This window comes from Mesorhizobium sp., from assembly GCF_965229135.1.
Taxonomy (GTDB): Bacteria; Pseudomonadota; Alphaproteobacteria; order Rhizobiales; family Rhizobiaceae; genus Mesorhizobium.
In genome coordinates, this window is the sequence record NZ_OZ245860.1 from 4,596,966 (window position 1) to 4,622,308 (window position 25,343).

23 protein-coding genes are annotated in these 25,343 nt (G+C 63.4%); 17 read left to right on the forward strand and 6 right to left on the reverse strand.

Annotated features, from left to right (window positions below):
- The first annotated feature begins 197 nt into the window (after window positions 1-197).
- On the forward strand, window positions 198-602 hold the full coding sequence (locus tag ACO07C_RS21965) for a Fur family transcriptional regulator (RefSeq protein WP_421916256.1): 405 nt from the start codon (window positions 198-200) through the stop codon (window positions 600-602).
- 79 nt (window positions 603-681) lie between these two features.
- Here ACO07C_RS21965 and polA read toward each other — a convergent pair whose 3' ends face one another.
- The gene (polA, locus tag ACO07C_RS21970) at window positions 682-3,645 is read right to left on the reverse strand and encodes a DNA polymerase I (protein WP_421916257.1); all 2,964 of its coding nucleotides are present in this window, start codon (window positions 3,643-3,645) and stop codon (window positions 682-684) included.
- Window positions 3,646-4,078: 433 nt separating this feature from the next.
- On the opposite strand from polA, the gene ACO07C_RS21975 reads away from it, so the two are divergent.
- The 9 genes from ACO07C_RS21975 to ACO07C_RS22015 all read left to right on the forward strand — a co-directional run bounded on the left by ACO07C_RS21975 (window position 4,079) and on the right by ACO07C_RS22015 (window position 11,726).
- Window positions 4,079-5,464: a M20/M25/M40 family metallo-hydrolase gene (locus ACO07C_RS21975; protein WP_421916258.1), complete on the forward strand. Its 1,386-nt coding sequence runs from the start codon at window positions 4,079-4,081 to the stop codon at window positions 5,462-5,464.
- Window positions 5,465-5,591: 127 nt separating this feature from the next.
- A complete protein-coding gene (locus tag ACO07C_RS21980) occupies window positions 5,592-6,212 on the forward strand; it encodes a ribonuclease D (RefSeq protein ID WP_421916259.1) in 621 nt (206 codons plus the stop codon).
- Between the two features lie 86 nt (window positions 6,213-6,298).
- Entirely contained in the window at window positions 6,299-6,499 is a 201-nt protein-coding gene (locus ACO07C_RS21985) for a hypothetical protein (RefSeq protein WP_421916260.1), read from the forward strand.
- A gap of 110 nt (window positions 6,500-6,609) precedes the next feature.
- A complete protein-coding gene (locus ACO07C_RS21990) occupies window positions 6,610-6,864 on the forward strand; it encodes a GlsB/YeaQ/YmgE family stress response membrane protein (protein WP_421916261.1) in 255 nt (84 codons plus the stop codon).
- Window positions 6,865-6,896: 32 nt separating this feature from the next.
- Window positions 6,897-7,043 (forward strand): hypothetical protein, encoded by a 147-nt coding sequence (locus ACO07C_RS21995; RefSeq protein WP_421916263.1) that lies wholly within the window; start codon window positions 6,897-6,899, stop codon window positions 7,041-7,043.
- 157 nt (window positions 7,044-7,200) lie between these two features.
- Window positions 7,201-7,989, forward strand: coding sequence for a hypothetical protein (locus ACO07C_RS22000; protein ID WP_421916265.1), 789 nt, complete (start codon window positions 7,201-7,203; stop codon window positions 7,987-7,989).
- Window positions 7,986-8,528, forward strand: a complete 543-nt coding sequence (locus tag ACO07C_RS22005; protein WP_421916266.1) for an SGNH hydrolase domain-containing protein — start codon at window positions 7,986-7,988, stop codon at window positions 8,526-8,528. The genes ACO07C_RS22000 and ACO07C_RS22005 overlap by 4 nt, the downstream gene beginning before the upstream one ends.
- 24 nt (window positions 8,529-8,552) lie before the next feature.
- Window positions 8,553-10,823 (forward strand): transglycosylase domain-containing protein, encoded by a 2,271-nt coding sequence (locus tag ACO07C_RS22010; protein ID WP_421916267.1) that lies wholly within the window; start codon window positions 8,553-8,555, stop codon window positions 10,821-10,823.
- Between the two features lie 150 nt (window positions 10,824-10,973).
- Entirely contained in the window at window positions 10,974-11,726 is a 753-nt protein-coding gene (locus tag ACO07C_RS22015) for an SDR family NAD(P)-dependent oxidoreductase (RefSeq protein WP_421916268.1), read from the forward strand.
- Window positions 11,727-11,752: 26 nt separating this feature from the next.
- Here the strand turns inward: ACO07C_RS22015 and ACO07C_RS22020 are convergent, their stop codons facing one another.
- Entirely contained in the window at window positions 11,753-12,673 is a 921-nt protein-coding gene (locus ACO07C_RS22020; protein ID WP_421916269.1) for a zinc-binding dehydrogenase, read from the reverse strand.
- 179 nt (window positions 12,674-12,852) lie between these two features.
- On the opposite strand from ACO07C_RS22020, the gene ACO07C_RS22025 reads away from it, so the two are divergent.
- Window positions 12,853-13,662 (forward strand): AraC family transcriptional regulator, encoded by an 810-nt coding sequence (locus tag ACO07C_RS22025; protein ID WP_421916270.1) that lies wholly within the window; start codon window positions 12,853-12,855, stop codon window positions 13,660-13,662.
- A gap of 31 nt (window positions 13,663-13,693) precedes the next feature.
- Here ACO07C_RS22025 and ybaL read toward each other — a convergent pair whose 3' ends face one another.
- Both ybaL and ACO07C_RS22035 read right to left on the reverse strand, forming a co-directional pair.
- A complete protein-coding gene (gene ybaL / locus ACO07C_RS22030; protein ID WP_421916271.1) occupies window positions 13,694-15,490 on the reverse strand; it encodes a YbaL family putative K(+) efflux transporter in 1,797 nt (598 codons plus the stop codon).
- Window positions 15,491-15,728: 238 nt separating this feature from the next.
- The gene (locus tag ACO07C_RS22035; RefSeq protein WP_421916272.1) at window positions 15,729-16,178 is read right to left on the reverse strand and encodes a host attachment protein; all 450 of its coding nucleotides are present in this window, start codon (window positions 16,176-16,178) and stop codon (window positions 15,729-15,731) included.
- A 438-nt stretch (window positions 16,179-16,616) separates the two neighbouring features.
- On the opposite strand from ACO07C_RS22035, the gene cysG reads away from it, so the two are divergent.
- The 6 genes from cysG to ACO07C_RS22065 all read left to right on the forward strand — a co-directional run bounded on the left by cysG (window position 16,617) and on the right by ACO07C_RS22065 (window position 23,241).
- On the forward strand, window positions 16,617-18,068 hold the full coding sequence (cysG, locus tag ACO07C_RS22040; RefSeq protein ID WP_421916273.1) for a siroheme synthase CysG: 1,452 nt from the start codon (window positions 16,617-16,619) through the stop codon (window positions 18,066-18,068).
- Window positions 18,065-18,361 (forward strand): DUF2849 domain-containing protein, encoded by a 297-nt coding sequence (locus tag ACO07C_RS22045; protein WP_421916275.1) that lies wholly within the window; start codon window positions 18,065-18,067, stop codon window positions 18,359-18,361. The genes cysG and ACO07C_RS22045 overlap by 4 nt, the downstream gene beginning before the upstream one ends.
- Window positions 18,362-18,400: 39 nt before the next feature.
- Window positions 18,401-20,071, forward strand: a complete 1,671-nt coding sequence (locus tag ACO07C_RS22050; RefSeq protein ID WP_421916276.1) for a nitrite/sulfite reductase — start codon at window positions 18,401-18,403, stop codon at window positions 20,069-20,071.
- Complete coding sequence (locus ACO07C_RS22055) at window positions 20,046-20,810, forward strand: phosphoadenylyl-sulfate reductase (protein WP_421916277.1); 765 nt, start codon at window positions 20,046-20,048, stop codon at window positions 20,808-20,810. Before ACO07C_RS22050 ends, ACO07C_RS22055 begins: the two co-directional genes overlap by 26 nt.
- Before the next feature lie 136 nt (window positions 20,811-20,946).
- Window positions 20,947-21,480: a DUF934 domain-containing protein gene (locus tag ACO07C_RS22060; protein ID WP_421916278.1), complete on the forward strand. Its 534-nt coding sequence runs from the start codon at window positions 20,947-20,949 to the stop codon at window positions 21,478-21,480.
- A 150-nt stretch (window positions 21,481-21,630) separates the two neighbouring features.
- Window positions 21,631-23,241 carry a GMC family oxidoreductase gene (locus ACO07C_RS22065; protein WP_421916279.1) on the forward strand — a complete coding sequence of 537 codons (1,611 nt, stop codon included), beginning with the start codon at window positions 21,631-21,633 and terminating at the stop codon, window positions 23,239-23,241.
- 26 nt (window positions 23,242-23,267) lie between these two features.
- Here ACO07C_RS22065 and ACO07C_RS22070 read toward each other — a convergent pair whose 3' ends face one another.
- The gene (locus ACO07C_RS22070; RefSeq protein ID WP_421916280.1) at window positions 23,268-24,218 is read right to left on the reverse strand and encodes a phosphoribosylaminoimidazolesuccinocarboxamide synthase; all 951 of its coding nucleotides are present in this window, start codon (window positions 24,216-24,218) and stop codon (window positions 23,268-23,270) included.
- A gap of 73 nt (window positions 24,219-24,291) precedes the next feature.
- Complete coding sequence (locus ACO07C_RS22075; RefSeq protein WP_421916281.1) at window positions 24,292-25,314, reverse strand: fatty acid desaturase; 1,023 nt, start codon at window positions 25,312-25,314, stop codon at window positions 24,292-24,294.
- Between the last annotated feature and the right edge of the window lie 29 nt (window positions 25,315-25,343).

Consider the following 25,343-nt stretch of genomic DNA (forward strand, 5'->3'; position numbering starts at 1 on the left):
TGAAGCAAGCGGGTCCGACCGGGTTGCGTTCATATCGGCCTTCCATGAAGCCAACGGCCCGGCTCGGGGACGACGATATTGTCTTCCCGGCAGAAACAGTGGCAAAAAAGCCTGTTCGTCGCTATCTGATTGGAAAGGGAATTGCTTGCGTGCCGAAAGGGCGCGCAGGCGGCTGACAACGGGCTGGGAACAGAATGATGGCGGCAAGGAACGTGCTGACGAAGAACCAGGTGTGCGTGCTCGAGAAACTCGAGGCCGCCAGCGGGCCGCTCAGCGCCTACACCTTGCTCGACCAGCTTCGTGAGCAGGGGTTCCGCGCGCCGCTGCAGGTCTACCGCGCGCTCGACACGCTGGTGAAATCCGGCTTCGTGCACAGGCTCGAAAGCCTCAATTCCTTCGTCGCCTGCGCCGAGCCGCACGACCACAGCCATTCGATGACCGCCTTCGCCATCTGCGACACGTGCGGAAAGGTCAGCGAATTCTCCGACCATGATGTCGGCCACAAGCTCGACGAATGGGTGCGCTCCACTGGCTTCGCCGCCAAGAAGGCGGTGATCGAGTTCCGTGGGATCTGCGCCAAGTGTCTCGCCAAGGCGGCCTAGGCTTCTATTCTTAATCCCAGGGTCTGCGCTGCGTCGCTTCGTTCCTTGCTTCGCCCGAGGATGACGAAGCGGCGAGGCCTCAGTGCGCCTCGTCCCAGTTGTTGGCGGCGCGGGCGTCGACATGCAGTGGCACCGACATAGACACCGCCGGCATTGCCGCGTTCTCCATGACATGACGCACGACCGGTATGGTCGCCTCGACTTCCGCCTCTACGGTCTCGAAGATCAGTTCGTCGTGGACCTGCAGCAGCATGCGCGCCGAAAGGCCAGCCTTGTCCAGCGCCTCCTCCATGCGGATCATGGCGCGGCGGATGATGTCGGCGGCGGTGCCTTGCAGCCTCGCGTTGATCGAGGCGCGCTCGTTGAACGCGCGCAGCGACGGGTTCGAGGAGCGGATATCCGGATAATGGATGCGGCGGCCGAAGATCGTTTCGACGAAACCGTGCTCGCGCGCATAGGCCTTGGTTTCCTCGATATAGTCGCGGATGCCCGGAAAGCGCTCGAAATACTTCTTGATGTAATTGCCCGCCTCCTCGCGCGGGATCGACAGCTGGTTGGCGAGGCCGAAGGCCGAGATGCCGTAGATGATGCCGAAATTGATCGCCTTGGCGCGGCGGCGGATTTCCGAAGGCATGCCTTCGACTGGCACGTTGAACATTTCCGATGCGGTGATGGCGTGGATGTCGGCGCCGTCGGCGAAGGCCTGCCGCAGTTGCGGGATTTCGGCGACATGGGCGAGCACCCGCAATTCGATCTGGCTGTAGTCGGCCGAGACCAGCCGGTGGCTCTTGTCGGTGATGAAGGCCGTCCTGATCTTGCGGCCTTCAGCCGTGCGCACCGGAATATTCTGCAGGTTCGGATCGGAAGACGACAAACGGCCCGTCGTCGTGGCGGCAAGCGCGTAGGAAGTGTGCACGCGCTTCGTGTCCGGATGGATGAAACCGGGCAGGGCGTCGGTGTAGGTCGATTTCAGCTTGGTCAGCTGGCGCCAGTCGACGATTTTCCTGGGCAGTTCGTGGCCCTCGGCGGCGAGGTCCTCCAGAAGCTGCGCCGAGGTCGACCACTGTCCGGTCTTGGTCTTGGAGCCGCCGGGCAGGCCCATGCGGCCGAACAGTATGTCGCCGAGCTGCTTGGGAGAGCCGATGTTGATGCGCTCGCCGATCAGCTGGTAGATTTCCTCCTCGAGGCGGGCAGCGCCCTGCGCCAGTTCGCCGGAGAGCCGCGACAGGATCTGCCGGTCGACAGAGATGCCGCGCTGTTCCATGCGCGCCAGCACCGGCACCAGCGGGCGTTCCAGCCGCTCGTAGACGGAGACCAGGCCCTTGGCGGCAAGCCGCGGCTTCAGCACCCGCCAGAGCCGCAATGTCACATCGGCGTCCTCGGCCGCATGGGCGGTCGCCTTGTCGACGTCGACCTGGTCGAAGCCGACGGAGCTTTTGCCGGAGCCGGTCACATCCTTGAGCTGGAGCGGTGTGTGTCCAAGCCATTTCTCGGCGAGAGCGTCCATGCCGTGGCCATGATGGGTGCCGGCATCGAGCACGTAGGAGATCAGCATCGTGTCATCGAAGGGCGCGACGTCGATGCCATAGCGGCTCATGATCACAAGATCGTATTTCAGATTCTGCGCGATCTTGAGAACCGACTTGTCCTCGAACAGCGGTTTCAGAACCGCCAGCGCCTCGCGAAGCGGAATCTGGTTATCGAGCACGCCACCGCCGAGCAAGTCGCCATTGCCGCTCTTGTGGGCGAAGGGAATGTAGGCGGCGCGGCCAGGTGCCGTGGCTATTGCCAGGCCAATCAGTTCGGCCTGCATCGGATCGGATGATGTCGCCCTGACGTCGAAGGCGGCGAGGCCGGCTTCGGTCGCCTCGGCAACCCAGGCCCTCAGGGCCGCGATGTCGCGGATGCCATGATAGGCTGCCGTATCGATCTTGCCGGTGGCCGCGCGCTCAAGGCGAAAGGCCGAAAGAAGCGAAGGCGTGTCGCCCTGCTTTGCCGTGGCTGCGCCGGATGCCGTCGCCGCCTGGCTATCCTCAGACGCCTGGGCTCCGGGAACCGATTGGCCGGCAGCAGTGCCTGAACCGACATCGGGTCCATGCGCGGCATCGGCGCGCTCGACGGTTACCGCTACAGCCTGCACGTCGCCCGCCTCGGTTGCTGTTGCTTCCGCGACGCGCCGGGTCAGCGAGGTGAATTCCATGGTCTTGAGGAAGCCGATGAGCTTGGGTCCGTCCGGCGCGTGCAGAACGAAATCATCCAGGCCTTCCGTGACCGGCACGTCGTCCTTCAGCGTCACCAACTGGCGCGAGATGCGCGCCTTGTCGGCGTTGGCGATGATCGATTCCCGGCGCTTGTCCTGCTTGATCTCGCCGGCGCGGGCCAGCAGCGTGTCGAGGTCGCCGAACTGTTCGAGCAACTGCGCCGCCGTCTTCGGGCCGATGCCGGGAACGCCCGGCACGTTGTCGACGGAGTCACCGGTCAGCGCCTGCAGGTCGACCATCTTTTCCGGCGGCACGCCCCATTTCTCGATGACTTCGGGAATGCTGATCTGGCGATCCTTCATCGGGTCGTACATGCCGACCGTGTCGCCAACCAACTGCATCAGGTCCTTGTCGGAGGAGATGATGGTGGTGTCGCCGCCCGCTTCACGGGCGAGCCTTGCATAGGTGGCGATGAGGTCATCGGCCTCGAACCCCTCCATCTCGACACAGGGCAGGTTGAACGCCCTGGTCGCCTGGCGGATCAAGCCGAATTGCGGGATCAGGTCTTCCGGCGGCGCCGAGCGGTTGGCCTTGTATTCGGGGTAGAGTTCATTGCGGAAGGTTTTGGACGAATAGTCGAAAATGACGGCGAAATGCGTGGGAACGATGCCGACATCGGTGTTGCGGGCATCGAGCATCAGCTTCCACAGCATGTTGCAGAAGCCGGAGACCGCACCCACCGGCAATCCGTCGGATTTTCTCGTCAGCGGGGGTAGCGCGTGATAGGCGCGGAAGATGTAGCCGGAGCCGTCGACAAGGAAGAGATGATCGCCTTTTTTCATGCCGGCAGGGATAGCGCGGCGCGGCGTCGCGGTCCATGCCAAAGGCGGTTGCAAATGGCTGTTACGGAAACACCCTGACAGATCGGTCGATGCACGCCGGCAGCCGCCATCCGCTCACGCCCATGTTACAAACTTGTAATTTTCGCGCCCTTGAATCGCCACGTTCAAAGACACAGATAAACGTCATCGGCAGTTTTCGCCGAAGTCCGGAGCAAGGCCCGTCCCCCGCCTATCCCGGACATTGCGGCAGCCTATCCCCCCTCTCCGGGCTGCCGCATCGTTTCGAGTAAAAAGCCGCCGTGGTTCCCCCTCCACCACGGCGGCATTTTTTTGCCTTTCGACGGCTGTTCGTCCCCGTGGTCCAATGATCACGGCTTTTCGTTTGCGCGCTCTGCCTTTACGGTTCGGCCTCTGAATCGAAAGGCTCGCAACAATGTCCGCAGTTTCCCCCGTCCTCGACCGTCTCGACAAGAACCTCGACCAGAGCCTGGAACGCCTGTTCGGCCTGCTCAGGATCAAGTCGATTTCCACCGACCCTGCCTATGCCGGCGACTGCCGCAAGGCGGCGGAATGGCTGGTCTCCGAACTCAATCTGATCGGCTTCGATGCCAGCGTCCGCGACACGCCCGGCCACCCGATGGTGGTTGCGCATCACGAGGGACCGGCGGGCGCGCCGCATGTGCTGTTCTACGGTCATTACGACGTCCAGCCGGTCGATCCGATCGAGCTGTGGGAAAGCGACCCCTTCGCGCCCTCGGTCAAGGAGATCGAACCCGGCCACAAGGTGATCACCGGGCGCGGCTCCGCGGACGACAAGGGCCAGTTGATGACCTTCGTCGAGGCTTGCCGCGCCTGGAAGCAGGTGCATGGCAATCTGCCCTGCCGGGTCACGATCCTGTTCGAGGGCGAGGAGGAATCCGGCTCGCCGTCACTGAAGCCGTTTCTCGAAGCCAATGCTGAAGAACTCAAGGCCGACTTCGCGCTGGTCTGCGACACCGGAATGTGGGACCGCGATACGCCGTCGATCTGCGTCGGTCTGCGCGGGCTGGTTGGCGAGGAGATCACGGTCAAGGCAGCCGATCGCGACCTGCACTCCGGTTTGTATGGCGGTGCCGCCGCCAACCCGATCCGCATCCTGGCGAAGGTCCTGGCCGACATTCACGACAAGGATGGCCACATCACCATCCCAGGCTTCTATGACGGCGTCGAGGAGACGCCCACGCAGATCCTGAAGTCATGGGAGACGCTTGGCGAGACGGCCGAGACCTTCCTGGGGCCCGTCGGTCTGTCGATCCCGTCGGGTGAAAAAGGCCGCTCGGTGCTGGAACTGACCTGGGCGCGGCCGACGGCCGAGTTCAACGGCATCATCGGCGGTTACACCGGTAAAGGTTTCAAGACGGTGATCGCGGCGGAGGCCTCGGCAAAGGTGTCGTTCCGCCTTGTTCACAAGCAGGACCCGAAGAAGATCCGTGCCGCCTTCCAGAAATTCGTCGAGGAGCGCATTCCCGCCGACTGTTCGGTCGAGTTCCATCCGCATGGCGGCTCGCCGGCCATCCAGCTTTCCTACGACTCGCCGTTCCTGGCCAAGGCCAAGAACGCGCTGTCCGACGAATGGCCGAAGCCGGCGGTGACAACGGGCAGCGGCGGCTCCATCCCCGTCGTCGGCGATTTCCAGACCTATCTCGGCATGGAATCGCTGCTGGTCGGTTTCGGCCTGGACGACGACCGCATCCATTCGCCAAACGAGAAGTACGAGATGAGTTCCTTCCACAAGGGGCAGCGCTCGTGGGCGCGCATCCTGGAGGCCTTGACCCGCTGAGCGGCACGGAATCAACTTTCTGTTGATTTTTCAGCGGATCGCGGCGAGGACGGGCGCGAATTCAAGTTCCGCGGCGTGCTTGCGTATCGATAGCGCGGGCCGCCGCGGGCCGTCACCGGAGAATACAATGGCCGATATCCGTTTCCACAAAAACGACCTGCCCGATCTCGCGCACTACAATGTCGGGGCGGTCGCCATCGACACGGAGACGCTCGGGCTCAACCCGCACCGCGACCGGCTCTGCGTCGTGCAGATCTCGCCGGGTGACGGCACGGCCGACGTCATCCAGATCGCGCCCGGGCAGAAGAGGGCGCCGAACCTCGTCAGCCTGCTCAAGAACCGCAATGTGACGAAGCTCTTCCACTACGGCCGTTTCGATCTCGCCGTGCTCTACAACGCTTTCGGGGTGATGCCCGAGCCGGTGTTCTGCACCAAGATCGCGTCCCGCCTGACCCGTACCTACACCGACCGGCACGGGCTGAAGGATATCTGCAACGAACTTCTGGGCGTCGGCCTGTCAAAGGCGCAGCAGTCGTCGGACTGGGCAGCCGAGACGCTGTCGCCCGAGCAACTCGAATATGCGGCTTCCGACGTGCTTTACCTGCACCGGCTGCGCGACGTCCTGGCGGGGAGGCTCGCGCGCGAAAACCGCGCCAAGGAAGCCGATGCCTGCTTCCGCTTCCTGCCGACGCGTGCCAAACTCGACCTCATGGGCTGGGCGGAAGAAGATATCTTCGCACACAGCTGATAGAAGCGGCCTTCTGGGAAAAGGCTCTTTGCATCAGGAACCAGGGCGCCGTCCGCCGCGTTCTGTCGGCTCATGGAGGGGATGAAATGGCAGACCGCAAGCCGATATCGACCGCGCCGAAGGACGGCTCCAAGGTCACTGTCCAGTGGAAGGACAGCGACGGCGTGATCAACGAATCCCTCGCGCAATACCGCGACGACGGCTGGTGGGTTTATACCGACAGCCATACGCAGAAGAAGGTTGAGCCGACCAGTTGGCGGCCGGCATCGAGCGATGACGACCAATGAGCGGGTCGCTGGCGGGATCGACTGCTTTCGAATAGCCTGAAGTCGTTGATATCAAGGCCGATTCGGGGCCTTCCGCTCCGCTGTCGCGCTTTTGCTCGGAGGAACGCTCTATGGGTATTGAAAGCCTTCTCGTCTTCATCATCATTGGTGCCATCGCCGGCTGGCTCGCCGGTCTCATCGTCGCAGGGTACGGCTTCGGCCTGCTCGGCAACATCGTCGTCGGTATTGTCGGTGCGCTGATCGCCGGCTGGTTGTTCCCAAGGATAGGTTTTGCTATTGGCGGTGGAATTATCGCCGCCATCATCCATGCAACGATCGGCGCCATAATCCTGCTTCTGCTGGTCAGACTGGTCAGACGAGCCTGAGGCTCAAGATCGAATCAATATAGGGGCGCGCCATGAAGCAGAACACTCTCTATCTCGTCGTTGGCGCGCTCGTTGTCGCGGTCATCGCGCTCGGCATCTATGTCTATCGCGAGGAAAGCAAGCCAAAGGGTGTCGAACTCAAGATCGACGACAAGGGCATTTCGATCCAGCAGAACTAGGCTGCCTTTGCAGCGGATGCAGGAGCTCGATATGGGGGCTTCCAACGCGCCGGAGGGAGACAGTCCACCCCGAATTACCGTTGCGGAATGGGAGCGGCTGAACAGGCCGCCGAGGCGCGCGGCCTGGTTGCGCTATCATTGGCGGACATTCCGCTTCTTGAGGACATCGGCTCCGGTCAGCGAATTGCAGGGGCGAGAGCAGGCGTTCCGCGATGCGGTCATCGCCACCGTGGCCTTCAACCGCCCCGACGTGATCGAATGGCAAATCCATCTCGTGCGCCGATATCTGGCCGAGCACGAGAGCTACATCGTCTTCGACAACAGCAAGAAGGACGAGGCAAGGCAGGCAATCCGCGACCTCTGCCGCCGCCTGCACGTCCCCTACGTGGCGTTGCCGAGGAACAGGCTGGTCGTCAGCAGATCACACGGCCAGGCGCTCAACTGGATCGTGCGGAATTTCATTGCTGGGTTCAGCCCGAAGCTCTTCGGTTTCATCGACCATGATATCTTTCCGACAGAACCTTTTTCGATCCGTGAACGGCTGAAGGACAAAAGCATCTACGGCAGCGTGCGGCATGACACGCCGACGCCGGGCGGCTGGTTCCTGTGGCCGGCCTTCTCTTTTTTCGAGGGAAGCCTGTTGCGGCGGCGGCTGGATTTCGCGCCGAGCTACAAATTCCACATGGATTCCGGGGGTGGCAACTGGCCGCTGCTGTACCGCTCGATCGATCCGGCGCTGGTCCGGTTCACGGAAAACAAGTTGCTGCACTTCGGCGAAGGCCATGACCGGCACGAAGATTTTTTCATGTCGGTTGATGGCTGGCTGCATGTGACGAACGCCTCCAACTGGCGAAAGCAGCCGGCCGACAGGCGCGATCAGCTTGTCACCCTGCTGCGGCAAGCGGGCGGGCCCGATGCACCAGATGTGACGTTCGAACCGATTTGAGAAGTGACAAAGAGTTCGCCAGGGACCGCCTCAAGGCCACTCTCGACTGGCTGACCGGACTGGGGATCACTCCCGTTCTGGTTTCACCGGTCCCGATCGATGGCAGTGACATAGGCGGGTGTCTGGTGCGATCGAGATGGCTGGGCACAAACGGCCGGGGATGTGAACCATCCATCACCGATGTGCGCGAGTCGGGTGCGAATGTACGCAGGATGCTGGACAGTTTCAGCAGCCAATACAAGGTCATCAATCTCGACGATTTCCTGTGCGGCGAGACGTTTTGTAAGATCCGGGACGGCGATGTCATGATCTATCGCGACGGCGCCCATCTCTCCCATGAAGGTTCGCGATACCTGGGTGCAAGCATGCACTTCTACGATCAAATCATGGCGCGGCTGTTGAACGGCGGTTCTCAAGGTCTCCCTGCGGCCCGGCCGATAACGGCGGGTCGCATGCAATTGACACATAAACGCTTCAAACTTTTCACGCTTAACGCGCCTTTAAACCGCCGCATCTACTCTCCAATCGGATCGCCATAGGCATCGGGACAGACAGCGCAACGCATGGCGAACCGCAAAGACCGCATCGAACCCAGCTTCGAGGGATCGTCCAGGGCGAAACCCTCGGCCGGCCTTTCGGTGAGCGAGGAGGATCGCGTCGTGCCGAGCAGCCGCAAAGCTCCCGCAAAGCGTAAGCCGGCAAAGGGCAAAGCCTCGCGTGGCGGACGCGGCCGGAGCCGGCGCGGCCTGTTCGGCGTGCTCGGCCGGTTGTTCTACTGGTGCTTCGTGCTGGCCATCTGGGGCGGCATCGCCGTCGCCGGTCTCGTCATCTACTATGGCGCGAAAATGCCGGCGGCCACGACATGGTCCATTCCGGACCGCGCGCCCAACATCAAGATCGTCGCGGTCGACGGCAAGCTGCTTGCCAATCGCGGCATGAGTGGCGGCGAGGCGGTCGGCCTGCATGAAATGTCGCCCTATATTCCCGAAGCCGTCATCGCCATCGAGGATCGCCGCTTCTACTCGCATTTCGGCGTCGATCCGATCGGCCTGTCGCGCGCCATGGTGACAAATCTGCTGGGCGGACATTTCTCGCAGGGCGGTTCGACCCTGACCCAGCAGCTGGCGAAGAACCTGTTCCTGACGCCCGACCGTACGCTGGAGCGCAAGGTGCAGGAGGTGCTGCTGGCGCTATGGCTGGAGCACAAGCACACCAAGGACCAGATCCTCGAAATGTACCTCAACCGGGTCTATTTCGGCTCGGGCGCCTTTGGCGTTGAAGCGGCGTCGCGCCGTTACTTCGGCAAGAGCGCGCGGGATGTCACGCTGTCGGAAGCCGCGTTGCTTGCCGGTCTCCTGAAGGCGCCGTCGCGGCTGTCGCCGGCGCGCGACCCCAAGGCCGCCGAGGAGCGCTCGCAGCTCGTGCTCGCGGCCATGCGCGACGAGGGCAAGATCAGCGCCAAGGAGATGGCTTCGGCGATGAGCGCGCCGGCGACGCGCGCGCCGTCCTACTGGACGGGCTCGGAGAATTATGTCGCCGACACCGTCATGGAAGAACTGCCGGACCTGATCGGTGACGTGCGCGGCGACATCGTCGTCGACACCACGGTCGATCTGACCCTGCAGAAGCTCGCCGAACAATCCATACGCCGTCTCATCGACGAGAGCGGCAAGAAGCTCAATGTCAGCCAGGGCGCGCTGGTGTCGATCGACAATTCCGGCGCGGTGCGCGCCATGGTCGGCGGCTATGACTATGCCAGCAGCCAGTTCGACCGCGCCTCGGGCGCGCGCCGGCAGCCGGGCTCGGCGTTCAAGCCATTCGTCTATATGGCGGCGCTCGAGGCTGGCCGTACGCCCGACAGCATCCGTAACGACGCGCCGATCAAGATCGGCAACTGGACACCCGACAATTACGGCGGCAAGTATTTCGGCAAGGTGACGCTGGCAACGGCGCTGGCCAAGTCCTTGAACTCGGTGGCGGCCCAGTTGACCATGGAAGTGGGCCCGAACACGGTGGTCGAGGTGGCGCACCGCATGGGCATCCAGTCCGACCTGCAGGCCAACACCTCGATCGCGCTCGGCACTTCCGAGGTGACGCCACTGGAGCTGACATCGGCCTATGTCCCCTTCGCCAATGGCGGCTACAAGCCCGATATCCACTTCATCCGCCGTGTGACGACGACCGACGGCAAGGTGCTCTACGAGAACCATGACGACAACGCGCCGCGCGTTGCCAGCCCTGAGGTCGTTGGCATGATGAACTCGATGATGATGGGCACGGTTGAGTTCGGCTCGGCAAAGAAGGCGGCTTTCGCCTGGCCGGCGGCGGGCAAGACCGGCACTAGCCAGAATTCGCGTGACGCCTGGTTCGTCGGCTACACCGCCAACCTGACGACGGGCGTGTGGTTCGGCAATGACGATGGCAGCGCCATGAAGAAGGTGACCGGCGGCGCGCTGCCGGCACAGGCCTGGCATGAGTTCATGGTCGCCGCGCATGAGGGTGTACCGGTACGGCCGCTGCCTGGAACATGGAAGTCGACGCCCGCCGACACTGCCGTGCCCGACGATATACCCTCGGTCGACAACAACCAGGTGGCCCCGGTTCCGTCCGCGTCCGCCGGCCAACTGACGGCACCCGCGCCGCAGCCCCCCGCACCGGTTACCCAGCCGGTCCGCGCCGTGCGTCCTGCCCAGACGGTCGATGCCGATAGCCTGAACATGCCGGAGGACAATGGCGCCACGGCGTCGATCAAGCACCCTGTGCCGCCCGGCGATGTCGGCGGACCGACGAAGAAACGCAAGACTTCGATCCTCGACATTCTTGGTGGCGGCTAAAGGCATGTCGCCCAAAAGTGCTCTGCGGTTTTGGGGAAACGACTTGCATCAAACAAAGGTTTGAGGCGCGGGGTCCTTTCCCACGAGGCGTCAATCCGCCCCTCGCCACCGCTGCCGTGTTCGGCTACATCTCCGCCCGGAGATTTTGACATGGCTGAACCCGACACCAGAAAAATCATCGTGCTGACCGGTGCCAGCCGGGGCATTGGCCATGCGACCGTCAAGCGCTTTTCGCGCGAGGGCTGGCGCGTCATCACGTGCTCGCGCCAGGCTTTCGCCGAGGATTGCCCGTGGCCGGCAGGGCCGGAAGACCATATCAAGGTCGATCTCGCCGACCAGGAAGATGTCGGCATCGCCGTATCCGAGATCAGACATCGCCTGGAAGCGCATGGCGGCCAGTTGCACGCGTTGGTCAACAATGCTGGCATTTCGCCGAAGCTGAAGGACGGCAACAGCCGCATGAACTCGATCGACACGCCGATGCATGTCTGGCGTGACGTGTTCCAGGTCAATTTCTTCGCGCCGATCATGCTGGCGCGGGGGCTTTTCAAGGAACTGGCCGCTGCCAAGGGCTCGATCGTCAACGTCACCTCGATCGCCGGAACGCGTGTGCATCCCTTCGCCGGTACGGCCTATGCGACCTCGAAGGCGGCTCTCGGCTCACTGACGCGCGAGATGGCGCATGATTTCGGCCCGCACGGCATTCGCGTCAATGCGATCGCGCCGGGCGAGATCGACACGGCGATCCTGTCGCCGGGCACGGACAAGATCGTCGAGACGATCCCGCTGAGAAGGCTCGGCACCACGGCGGAGGTCGCCGACATCATCTACTTCCTGTGCTCGCAGCAGGCGTCCTATGTGACCGGCTCGGAGATCCACATCAATGGCGGCCAGCACGTCTGAGCCGATCGGGTTCAGGCCAAGATCCCTTATCCAGCCATGGTGAGAACGGCCTTGCCGCTGAAGCTGCGCTGTCGCAGTGCGTCCAGTGCCCGGGCGATGTCCGTCCATGGCATGGTCATGGCCACGCGCGTTTCCAGCCGGCCAGCCGCGACCAGGGCGAGCAGCGAGGCGATGTCGGCGCCGATGTCGGGACCGGACGTGTAGTAGGCAAACGTCTGAAGCCTTGCCCCCTCGTGATCCGGGACGAACTGGCGGAATCCGATGGGGGTGAGTTCGCCGCTGCTCGAGCCGAACATGACAATGGTGCCGCCAGGCGCGACCCGTTCGATCGCATGAGCGAGGCTTTGGCCGCCGACCGATTCGGTGATCAGCGAAAACGGCCCCTCGGCGAGTTCGATCGCCTCCACGACCTGCTCGGCGCCAAGATCACGAAGATCCCCGGCATGTCTCGCGGCGGCGATCGCGGTCACCGAGGCGCCGTGACCGCGGGCGATCTGGATCTGGAAACGACCGACCGCACCGCTGGCACCGGTGATCAGGACCCGCTGTCCGGCCAGATCGCCGCCATGGCGCAAAGTCCTCAGCGCCGTCGTGCCCGCGACCGGAAGCGTGGCCGCTGAAACGAAGCTGACCTCATCCGGCAGGACGGAGAGACGGTCGGTCGGGACGGCGACACGTTCGGCCCAGCCGGCCTGATCGACCAAAGCCGCGACCCTGGCGCCCTTCGCAGGCCCGGAGCCGTCAGCTGCGGCACGTTCGACGATACCAGCGACGTCCTGACCGGGGATCCAGCCCTCCGGGCGTATGGTGAGAAGGCGCAGTTCGCCACGGTTCAAGGAGCTTGCGTGGACCGATACCAGCGCCTCATTCGCCGAGGGCCGAGGATCCTCGACCTTGGTGAGCATCAGTCCGGTGGCGCTGTCGGGAGACATGACTAGGGCGAGCATTGGGAGCGTACCTTCTGGTTCGTGGACGCCGGCCCCTCCTGGAGCCACGGCAGGCCGAGCGCCCATCGCGGTCGCGGGTCATGCCCGCCATGGGGTGCGTAGCGCTGACCGATCAGATATCGACTTCGCCCGTAAAATAATTTAGCTATCATGGCATTTAATCGCTAAAAACAGTCAGCATGAGACAGCCGCTTCGCTACCCTTGGCCCAATTTCGATGTGGATGAGCTTTCCGCGCCGGTGATCGCGGTGCGGGTCGATGTCCCTGACAGCCGGGCGGAGGTCGCCTTCCATCGGCACCGCAAGGGCCAGCTCGTTTTCGCGCTCGGAGGCGGCGTCACATGCCATGTTCCCAGTGGACTGTGGATGGTGCCGCCTCATTGCGGTGTCTGGATTCCCGGCGACATGGAACACAGCAATGTCGCGACAGCCAATGCCCGGATTTTCTTCGTCTATATCGAGCCGGGAGCCGCCGATCTGCCGGATCGGTGCTGCACGCTTGCGATCTCGCCGCTGCTGCGCGAACTGATCATCGAACTGTCCGATTGCGTGGATGATGGCGAGGCTAGGGGCGACCTCTTGACCAGGATGCTGCTTGCCGAACTGCCGCGCATGGCTGTCCAACAACTGCACCTGCCGATCTCATCAGAGCCACGCTTGAGGCGGATCGCCGAAGCGTTGGCGCAAGATCCTGCCGATCGCAGCACGCTGGCGGAATGGGCCAGACGCGTTGCGCTTAGCGAGAGCAGCCTTGCTCGTCTCGTCGTGAAAGAGACTGGCTTGAGCTTCGGCCGCTGGCGCCAGCAATTGCACTTGATCGTTGCGATAAGGGAGCTTGCGTCGGGCGCAACCGTTCAGCGGGTCTCGGGCGATCTCGGCTATGAGTCCGTCACAGCCTTCATCACCATGTTCAAAAAGGCGCTCGGCAAGCCGCCGGCGCGGTATCTCGGCAGCATCGCACAGAATGGCGGTTCTGCATTCGTCGCCTGATTAAGCGGGCCTGGCCTGGTTCAGGCTGAGCTCATGCCGCGGACGGCTCGGCTGCCTCGGGCTGTAAAACCTGCTTTTGCCCAAGCACTTCCTCGACAATCCCGCGCGCGATCTCTCGCTCGCCCATGATCACCGTGTTGGCGCCGAGCCCCTTGAGATGCTCAACCTCGGCATCGGAATGGGCGCGGGCAACGACGTTGATCCTCGGATTGGCGGCGCGAGCCCGCAGCACGATCTGACCGGCCTCGAAGGCATTGGGGATGGCAAGGATCAGCCGGCTGGCGCCTTCCGGGTTGGCGGCCGCGAACACTTCGGCATTGGCCGCATTGCCGGCTACCGTTTCGATGCCGTCGGCCTTTAGCCGCGCCAGTGTCTTGTCGGCGTCCTCGACGACGAGGAAGGGAAGGGCGGCCTCTTTCAGCGCCGCGCCCACCAGGCCGCCGACACGGCCGTAGCCGATCAGGATGGCGTGGTTGCTGAGCGTGGTCCTGGGCGGCGGGCCGTCTTCCTTCGCGATGGCCGCTGCGACCGAGGCCACCTGGCCGGGCTCTGTCGCCGGACCGAGGGGCTTTGCCTCGGCGGGCGGCGTGGTTTTCGCGGCGCGCTTGTCGAGCCACGGCTTCATGCGGTCGATGGCCATGAACATCAGCGGGTTGAGCACGATCGACAGGATGGCACCTGCCAGAATCAGGTCTCGCCCCTGTTCGGGCAGCAGATTCAAACCGACCCCGAGTTCGGCCAGGATGAAGGAGAACTCGCCGATCTGGGCAAGGCTCGCCGAAATCATCAGCGCCGTGGCGATCGGATAGCCGAAGGCAAGGACAATGACGAACGCCGCCAGCGACTTGCCGATGACGATGATGACCAGCGTCGCCAGGATCGGCCAGCCATTGCTGATCAGGCTGAACGGATCGAACAGCATGCCGACCGAGACGAAGAACAGCACCGAGAAGGCATCGCGCAGCGGCAGCGACTCTTCGGCGGCGCGATGGCTGAGCTCGGATTCGCTCATGATCATGCCGGCAAAGAAGGCGCCCAGCGCCAGCGACACGCCGAACAGTTTTGCCGCGCCGAAGGCAACGCCCAACGCGATGGCCAGTACGGCCAGACGGAACAGCTCGCGCGACCCCGTATGGGCGACATAATGCAGGATCCAGGGAATGACCCGGCGGCCGACCACCAGCATGACAACCACGAAGGCGGCGACCTTGGCCAGCGTGATGCCAACGACGCCCCAGATGCCATAGCTGGCCGGAAGCGACAGGAGCCCGCTTGAGTGCACGTCCGCCTGTTCCTGACCGCCGAGCACGCCGGCAAGTGCCGGCAGCAGCACCAGCGCCAGCACCATGGCCAGATCCTCGACGATCAGCCAGCCGACGGCGATGCGGCCGCGTTCCGTCTCGATCAATCGCCGTTCCTGCAGGGCACGCAGCAGCACCACGGTCGAGGCGACGGAAAGGGCGAGTCCGAAGACCAGGCCGGCGCCCATCGACCAGCCGAGTATCCAGGCCAGTCCGGCGCCCAGTGCTGTGGCAAAGCCGATCTGCACGATGGCCCCGGGCACGGCAATGGCGCGGACGGACAGAAGGTCCTTCAGCGAGAAGTGGAGGCCGACGCCGAACATCAGCAGGATAACGCCGATCTCGGCCAGTTCATTGGCCAGGCCGGCATCTGCAACGAAACCGGGCGTGTTCGGCCCGACCAGCACGCCGGCGATCAGGTATCCCACCAGCGGCGGTATTCGGAAACGATTGGCGAGGGCGCCAAAGACAAAAGCCAGCCCCAGACCGGCGACGATGGTGGCGATAAGGGGCGTGTCATGCGGCATTGTCTATGGAGCGCCTTTCGAAACAACGATGTCGGATGTGCGCCCGCCTAGGCCGGCACTTTTCCAATATGGTGGATGGGGCGGCGATGATGCAACCCGCAAGGCGACGAAATCGACCGCGAAAGAGCAATTAACCTGACGCCGGCCAAACCGGCCGGCGTCAGGAACGGATGATGCGAGAAGATGTTCTGTCCCGAGCCACTCCGGTGGCGGGAGCACGGGTAGCCCGGTGCTGCGATCAGGCTGCCTGCAGCAACGTCTCGATATCGAAAATTGCGTGGTTCGTCAGGGTCTTGGGGATCTCCGCGGTGACCTTGTCAGAGACCTCCTTGTGCAGTTTCTTGCGCATCGCGCCGAGAACCACGGGCGGCGCAACCAGCACGATCTCGTCAAACGAACCTTTATGCGCGAGCTTGTAAAGGCGATCGGCGATCTCGTCGGCGAAGCGTTCCTTGCCGATGCGATGCCAGTCCGTATCCTCGACCGCGCTGCGGTGAACGGACGGTCCGTCATTGTGGCGGCCAGGACTGTCGGTGCCCTGGTCGCGCGTGGCGGGGTTGTCCTGCTTCATCTCCTGCACGACCTGAAGATTGGGGTAGGTGTTGTCACCGATGTTCTTGAGGAAGAGCGCCTTCTCGCCATCGGCGACCATCACCCAGATGCCGTGTTTCAGATTGATGGTGTTCATTATGCTCTCCTTTTTCATGCTTCGTGGCCCGCGGGCGCGGTTGACCGCTCAGCAGGCCGGGACTGACGAAACGTCTGCTCGAAGCGGAATGTTCCCTTCGGTTCCATGCCCGGCCCGAGCAGGGCGTACTGACCGCGGATCGGGATACAATGCAGGGTCGGGTGCCGGTCTGGCTGTCGGTGCTTTAATCTACTAATTTGGTAGAATTTAGAAAAAACTATTTTGCCACACGCTCTTCCAGTCGCTAAAACGACGATTGATCAAGGCCCGCCACAGCGACTTGATTTCGCCCTGCGTCTGAATGTGGAATAATTTTCTCTTCGCTCTTTAGCTTTAAGAAAAGCGATTGCCTCTTATAGAGCAGTGCGCGAGTGGGTTCCTTCTGGTTTTTCGCGCTCGCGCGTAAAACTGCCGGATTGTTCAGGTTCCCTCGTCGCCATGTCCCATGCACCCTCAAAGCTCAATGCCTTCCCCGTGTTCGTGCGGGTCGAGGGCGCGGTCGTGGCCATCATCGGCAATGGCGAGGAAGCGCTGGCGAAGGCAAGGCTGATCGATCAGTCGAGCGCGGTGCTGCGCATCATCGCCGACGGGGCCGAACCCGGCCTTCTGGCATTCATCGCGCAGAGCGGCGCCGTCCACATCGATGCCGCGTATGATGGCGCTCATCTTCAAGGCGCCGTGATGGTGTTTGCCGCCAGCGGCGACGAGGCGCTCGATCATCGCATCGTTGACGATGCACGCCGGCTCCGCATTCCCGTCAACGCCGTCGACCGGCCGGAACTCTGCGATTTCTTCACGCCGGCGCTGGTCAACCGCGCGCCGGTTGCCATCGCCATCGGTACCGAGGGCGCCGGACCAGTGCTGGCGCAGATGCTGCGTGGTCGTATCGACCGCATGCTGCCGCCATCGCTCGGCTCGCTTGCGGCACTTGCCGCTTCGCTTCGCGGCGCCGCCGAGAAGCTTGTGCCGAAGGGCAATGCGCGTCGCCGCTTCTGGAGCGATTTTTTCAGTGGCGCGCCAGCCAGCGCGGTGGAGGCAGGCCAGCTTTCGCTTGCGCATGATGCCGCCCTCGACATGATGCTGTCGAAAGCGCCTGCATTGGGTCACATCGCCCTGGTAGGGGCCGGCCCCGGTGCTGAAGACCTGCTGACGCTGCGCGCTCACCGCCTACTGATGGAGGCCGATGTCATCGTTTATGACGCGCTGGTGCCGGAGGCGGTCGTCGCCATGGGCCGCCGCGATGCCGAGCGCTTGGCCGTGGGCAAGCGCAAGGGCTGTCACTCCAAGAGCCAGGCCGAGATCAATGCACTGCTGGTCGAGCTTGGCCGTGACGGCAAGCGCGTGGTGCGGCTGAAGTCGGGCGATCCGCTGGTGTTCGGCCGGGCAGGTGAGGAAATGGCGACCCTGCGTGATGCGGGGATAGGCTATGAGGTGGTGCCGGGTGTTACCGCCGCCTTCGCCGCCGCCGCAGACTTCGAGCTGCCGCTGACCTTGCGTGGCGTTTCCTCGTCTATGGTGTTCACGACCGGTCACGACCTCAAGGGCAATTCGCTCCCGGACTGGGCCAAGCTCGCCATTTCCGGGGCGACGGTCGCGGTCTATATGGGCCGTTCGGTCGCCGCCGAGGTTGCCGGCCGGCTGATCGAGGCCGGGCTGTCTCCGGACACGGCGGTTGCCGTGGTCGAGAATGCCAGCCTGCGGAACCGCCGCCGCTTCCATGGCACACTCGCCGACCTGCCGTCGCTGGAAGCGCGCGCGGACCTGACCGGCCCGGTCATGACGATCATCGGCGACGCGGTCGCCGGCGCCAATTTCGAACAGTCGGAACCGCTCGCCGCACACAGACATGAAGGCGCGACCGTCGCTGCCGTCGAAGGAGTTCAGCAATGAAGATACTGACCGCCAATCGCCTCGGCGATGGCATTGCCGTCTGGTACGCCGATGGTGGCTGGGCCGAGACGGTGGACCAGGCCGACCTTGCCCACGACAAGGCGGCCGAGGACCGGCTGGAGGCGATCGGCGCCAAGGCCTATGCCGAAAACGAGGTGGTCGACGTCAATCTGATCGATGCGGATGTCGTCAACGGCGTTGTCGAGCCGGTGCGATTGCGCGAGAAGATCCGCGCCGCCGGTCCAACCATCCGTGGCGATCTCGGCAAGCAGGCTGCCCGGGCAGCTCGGTAAGACACCAGACACGGGCGGACGCGCCCTGAAAGACCAAGCATGTACCGTTACGATGAGTTCGATCACGATTTTGTCCAGGCCCGCGTCGCCGAGTTCAGCGACCAGGTTGCCCGCCGGCTGTCCGGCGAGATCACCGAGGAGCAGTTCCGGCCGCTGCGGCTGATGAACGGCGTCTACCTGCAACTGCACGCCTACATGCTGCGAATCGCGGTGCCCTATGGCACGCTCAACGGCAAGCAGTTGCGCATGCTCGGCCACATCGCCCGCAAATACGACAAGGGCTATGGCCATTTCACCACGCGCCAGAACATCCAGTTCAACTGGCCGGCGCTGTCGGACATTCCGGCGATCCTGGACGATTTGGCCAGCGTCGAGATGCACGCCATCCAGACCAGTGGCAACTGCATCCGCAACGTCACCGCGGATCATTTCGCCGGGGCCGCCGCCGACGAGGTCGCAGATCCTCGCCCCTATGCGGAAATCCTGCGCCAATGGTCGTCCGTGCATCCGGAATTCTCGTTCCTGCCGCGCAAGTTCAAGATCGCGGTAACAGGCGCCGAGCGGGACCGTGCGGCCATCCAGACGCATGATATCGGCCTGCATGTGAAGAAGAACGCGGCCGGCGAACTTGGCTTCGCCGTCTATATCGGCGGCGGCCAGGGCCGCACGCCGATGGTGGCCAAGAAGATTCGCGACTTCCTGCCAGAGGCGGACCTGTTGTCCTACTGCACGGCGATCCTGCGCGTTTACAACCTGCATGGCCGCCGCGACAACAAGTACAAGGCGCGCATCAAGATCCTCGTCCACGAGACCGGCGTCGACGAGATCACGCGCCAGGTCGAGGCCGAGTGGCAGCAGTTGAAGGACGCCGAGCTGAAACTTCCGGACGCCGATATCCGCGCGATCGAAGCCTATTTCGCGCCTCCGGCGCTTGCCGACCGGCCAGAAGGCGACGCGGCTGTCAAGCTCGCGCGCCTCGACTCCAAGAGCTTCTCGGAATGGCTCGACCAGAATGTGGTGACGCATCGCCATCCCGACTATGCGGCGGTGACCATCTCGCTCAAGGGCATAGGCGAGGTGCCTGGCGACGCCTCCGACAGCCAGATGGAAGCGGTGGCCGACATCGCCGAGAAATATGCCTTCGACGAGCTTCGCGTCAGCCATGAGCAGAACCTGATCCTGCCGCATGTGGCGCGCGCCGACCTCAAGGCGGTCTATGACGCACTGGTCGACATTGGGCTGGCGACGGCCAACTCCAACCTGATTTCAGACATCATCGCGTGCCCGGGCCTCGATTATTGCGCGCTGGCGACGGCACGTTCGATACCGATAGCCCAGGAAATTTCGCAGCGCTTTGCGTCGCTTGAACGGCAGCGCGAGATTGGCGAACTGAAGCTGAAGATCTCCGGCTGCATCAATGCCTGCGGCCATCACCATGTCGGCCATATCGGCATCCTCGGCGTCGAGAAGAAGGGCTCCGAGCTCTACCAGGTCACGCTCGGCGGTTCGGCGGACGAGAACACGTCGGTCGGAGAAATCATCGGCCGGGGCTTCTCGTCGGAGGAGATCACGGACGCCATCGAGACGATCGTCGATACCTATCTCGGCCTTCGGCTCGACCAATCGGAAAAATTCATCGACGCCTACCGCCGTGTCGGGCCCGCGCCGTTCAAGGAGGCGCTCTATGCTGGCGAAACCAAGGCCGCTTGATCGGATCGTCGACGTCGAGGCCGGCATTGCCGCCGAAGCGGCAAGGCTGGACGCGCTTCACGGTCATCTCAAGCCGCTTGAAATCATCGCACTGGCAACCGGGGACCTGTTCCACGGCGAGATTGCCGCCGTGTCGTCCTTCGGTGCGGATTCGGCCGTGCTGCTGCACATGGTCTCCGAGATCGATCGTACGCTACCGGTCATCTTTCTTGATACCGGCAAGCATTTCGAGGAGACGCTCGGCTATCGCGATGCGCTAGCCGCTGATTTCGGGCTCACCAATGTGCGGATCGTCAAGCCGGAAGACGCCGCGCTTGAGCGGATCGATCCGACGGGCAATCTGCACCAGAGCAACACCGATGCGTGCTGCGGCGTGCGCAAGGTCGAGCCGCTGGCGCGTGGCGTGGCGCCCTTTCGTGCCTGGTTGACCGGCCGCAAGCGCTTCCAGGCATCGACGCGTGCAGGGCTTCCGGTGTTCGAGGCGGTCGGCGCGCGCATCCGCGTCAATCCGCTGGCGCACTGGACGACTTCCGACCAAGCCGACTACATGCGCGCGCATGCGCTGCGGGAAAATCCGCTGGTCGCCTATGGCTATCTGTCGATCGGCTGCTTCCCCTGCACGCAGCCGGTGCAGCCGGGCGAGGACGCGCGCAGCGGCCGCTGGGCGGGCCATGCCAAGACCGAGTGCGGCATTCATCTGTCGGGACTGGAAAAGTCGCTGACCGACGCGTCACTGTAGGGTGGATTGATATTCAGGCGAGGCCGACCTGCGAATGGCGGCTTGCGCGCTTCCGGTGCTCACGTACTTGAAGTACGCTCCGCTCCGGTTCCCGGAAGCCACGCACCCTCGGCGTTCTAGAATTTAGGAATTTTTGATGACTGAATCGACGAAACCGGAAACCCGCCTGTGGACCCCGACGGGTTTTCGCGAGGACGATTGGGCTCACGCCGAAAGTGCCGAGGCGCTGTCCGGCAACGGCCGTTTCATCCTGCCGCTGCAGGTTTTTCTAGACCTTGATCCGGAGGTGCGCCGCTCGGCGAAGGAACGCCTGGGCGTCCTGCTGCAGCCCGGCGACCAGCTCGACAAGATTGTGGATCTCCTCGATCAGCTGTCGCTGGTGGCGCTGGCCTTTCCGGCGTTCAGCGATGGCCGCTCCTTCTCCAAGGCCGAGTTGCTGCGCAGCCGCCATCACTTCGGGGGCGCGATCCGTGCCACCGGCCAGGTGCTGGTCGATCCGTTGCCGCACATGCTGCGGCTGGGCTTCGATGAGTTCGAGATTTCCAATCCGGTGCTGTTGAAGCGCCTGGAAGAGGGCCGCGTCGGCGGATTGGGCCTCTACTACCAGCCAACCGCCGTATCGGAGCCCAAGGGACCCAAATATTCCTGGCGTCGGGTTCGCAGCGGCTGACGCAGCGGTAGCATCGCGCGTCTTTACATCAGCTCTGATCGGGCCTTCTCTGAGCCGTCCGGACGGAAACATCCGCCGGGCGGGTTCACGAGTCTTGGAACGTCCTTCGCGCCTTCCCTGGACGCGCGGCGCTCCAACCGGGAGGAGATCATGGTTTTCGACTATGTCATAGCCGGCGGTGGATCCGCTGGCTGTGCGCTTGCCGCACGGCTTTCCGAAGATCCATCCGTCACTGTCTGTGTGATCGAAGCCGGCGGCGAGGGCAAGAATCTGCTCATCCGCGCGCCGGCGGGCATCATCGCGTTGCTGCCGGGCCGGCCGAAGATCAACAACTGGGCCTTCGAGACGGTGCCGCAGGAAGGGCTCGGCGGCCGCAAGGGTTACCAGCCGCGAGGCAAGGCGTTGGGCGGCTCCAGCGCCATCAATGCCATGCTCTACACGCGCGGGCACCGGAGCGACTATGACGAGTGGGCCGATCTCGGCTGCGACGGCTGGTCATGGGACGAGGTGCTGCCGTATTTCCGGCGTGCCGAAGGCAACCAGCGCGGCGCCGACGCGCTGCACGGCGGCGACGGACCGTTGCGGGTCGCGGAGCAGCGGGAGCCGCGTGCGCTCTCGCGAGCGTTTGTCGAGGCCTGCGGCGAAAACCAGATCCGGCGCAACGACGATTTCAATGGCGCCGAGCAGGAAGGGGCAGGGCTCTACCAGGTTACGCAATTCTGGGGCGAACGCCGAGACGGCGAACGTTGTTCGGCGGCTGCCGCCTATCTGCATCCGGCGATGGATCGGCCGAACCTGACCGTGATCACCGGCGCGCACGCAACGCGCATCGTGCTTGACCGCAACCGGGCCACCGGTGTGCGCTACCGCATGGGCAAGAGCGAGGCGGTCGCTAAAGCGAAGCGCGAGGTGATCATCTGCGGCGGCGCCTTCGGCTCGCCGCAACTGCTGCTGCTGTCCGGGATCGGTCCCGCGGCCGAACTTGCAGCGCATGGCATTCCTGTCGTCCATGAATTGCCTGGCGTCGGCAAGAACCTGCAGGATCATCTCGACTTCATCCTGGCCTGGAGATCCAGGGATGCCGACATGATGGGCATCGGCCTGCGCGGACTGCCCAGCCTGGTCAGGCATATGCTGCGATGGCGCAAGGATGGTGGCGGGATGATCGCCACGCCCTATGCGGAAGGCGGCGCCTTCCTCAAATCCGATCCGGCGATCGGGCGGCCAGACCTGCAACTGCACTTCTGCATCGCCATCGTCGACGATCATGGCCGCAAACTGCACATGGGTTACGGCTTTTCCTGCCATGTCTGCGTGCTGCGGCCGCATTCTCGCGGCGAGGTGGGCCTATCCAGTCCGGACCCGCTGGCACCCCCACGGATCGACCCGCGTTTCCTGTCGGATGAACGCGACGCCGACCTGTTGCTCCAGGGCGTGAAGATGATGCGCGGCATTGTCGAAGCGCCGGCGCTGGCGAATTATCGCGACAAGGAAATCTACACCGCCGGCGTCACCAGCGATGCCGACCTGATGGCCCATATCCGGGCTCGCGCCGATACGATCTATCACCCGGCGGGTACCTGCAAGATGGGCGTCGACGCCATGGCCGTGGTCGATCCACGACTCCGTGTGCACGGTCTCGACGCACTGCGCGTCGTCGACGCCTCGGTGATGCCGACGCTGATCGGCGGCAACACCAATGCGCCGACCATCATGATCGCCGAGAAGGCCGCGGACATGATCAAGGCCGCCGCTGCCTGATTGGAGTCCTGGTCGAAACAGTGGCGCTAGAAGTAGCGCTCGAGATTGGCGCGGACGCGATCGAGCACCGTGTCTCCGGAAAGGTCCGGCAAGAATGCCTTGCCGGTGATCGCTTCATAGGCCCGCGCGTAAACCCGCGAGGCCTGGTTGACGATCTCGTCGGGGATCGTCGGGATCGGATCCTTATAGGGATCGCATCGCGCGGTGACCCACGACCGGATGAAATCCTTGTCGAAACTTTCCGGCCGCGTGCCGTTTTCGAGCGCCTGGTCGTAGGTCGCCGCGATCCAATAGCGGCTGCTGTCGGGCGTATGGATCTCGTCGGCAAGAACAATGGTGCCGTCCTTGTCGACGCCGAACTCGTATTTGGTGTCGGCGAGGATCAGGCCGCGCTCCGCGGCGCGTGTCTGGCCCCGGGCGAACAGCTGCAAGGCGTAGCTTGAGACGGTCCGCCATTGCTCCGGCGTGAGCAGGCCCTGTTCCAGTATCTGTGCTTCCGAAAGAGGCTCATCGTGGCCGCCGTCAAAGGCCTTGCTGGTGGGTGTGATGATGGCTTCGCGAAGCCTTTCGTTCGCGCGCAACCCGTCCGGCAGGACGGTTCCATACATATCGCGCTCGCCATTCCGGTATTTGGTCAGGATCGATGTGCTGGTCGTTCCCGCCAGGTAGCCGCGAACGACAATTTCGACCGGCAGGATTTCAAGCCGGGTACCCACGACGACGTTCGGGTCCGGATATTCAAGAACATGGTTCGGGCAGATATCGGCGGTTTCCTCGAACCAGTAGCGCGCGATCTGGGTAAGGATCTCGCCCTTGAACGGGATCGAGGTCAGGATGGCGTCGAATGCGCTGATGCGATCGGTTGCGATGATGATGCGCCGGCCGTCTGGCAGGTCGTAGTTTTCCCGCACCTTGCCGCTGTAGCGGTTCGGAAGTTCAGGAATGAATGCCTCTGAAAGGACGCGGAGATCGCTCATTGGTGGTATCTTTTGCAGGTGTCGATGCATGGTGCTTAAAGCTCCATGCCCGATCCATCAATGTCGAATGGCTCTAAATCGCCATCCGCGCTTCGCGGAACGATACCAGCTTGCGGCGGCTTTCGTCCCACAACGCCAGCTTGACGCAGCGCAGGCTGTCCAGAAGCGTCACCCGGCCGATGCCGCGCAGTTCCGGATAGTCCCTCAGCACTTCCTGGAGACGATAGCCCGGAACCTTGGCGGAGAGGTGATGGACATGGTGCACGCCGATATTGCCTGTGAACCAGTTCAGCACCGGCGGCAGGTCGTAATAGGACGAGCCGTGCAGCGCGGCATGCTGGAATTCCCAGTCGCCGTCATTCGCCCATTCCGTCTCCTCGAACTGGTGCTGGACATAGAACAGCCAGATGCCGGCAGAACCGGCAAGGATGACGATGGGCAGGTGGACGACCAGGAAAGCGCCCGGGCCGACCAGCCAGATGAGGAAGGCGGCTGCGACCGCGATGGCGAGATTGGTGGACATCGAAGACACCCAGGGCGTCAGCCCGCCGCGCATCATGCCGACCGGCAGCCTGTGCTCGAAGATGAAAAGCCAGGTCGGGCCAAGGCCGAACATGACCAGGGGATGGCGATACAGGCGATAGGCGAAGCGCCCGCGCCAGGACAATTGCCGGTATTCGGTGACGGTCAGCGTCTTGATGTCGCCCATGCCACGTTCGTCGAGATTGCCGGCAGTGGCGTGATGAGTGGCGTGGGCACGCCGCCAGCAATCGTAAGGCGTCAGTGTCAGGATGCCCAAGGCACGGCCGATCCAGTCATCAGCGGTGCGGTTGGCGAAGAAGGAGCCATGGCCGCAATCGTGCTGGATCATGAAAATCCGCACCAGAAAGCCGGCCGCGGGCAGGATGAGGATCAGGCCCCACCAATGGCCATAGGCGTAGGCGGCTGAAGACAGCGCCCAGAGCGTGGCGAAAGGGATTAGGGTAATGGCGAGTTCAACGGCGCTGCGCCGCCGGTCCGGCTTCTTGTAGCGGGACAGAATCTTCAGCCAAGCCCGCTTGCTGTTGGCGGCCGCGTCAGGGGAAATCATGTTCATCACGAAGCATAGGCGTCGCAACACGCCGC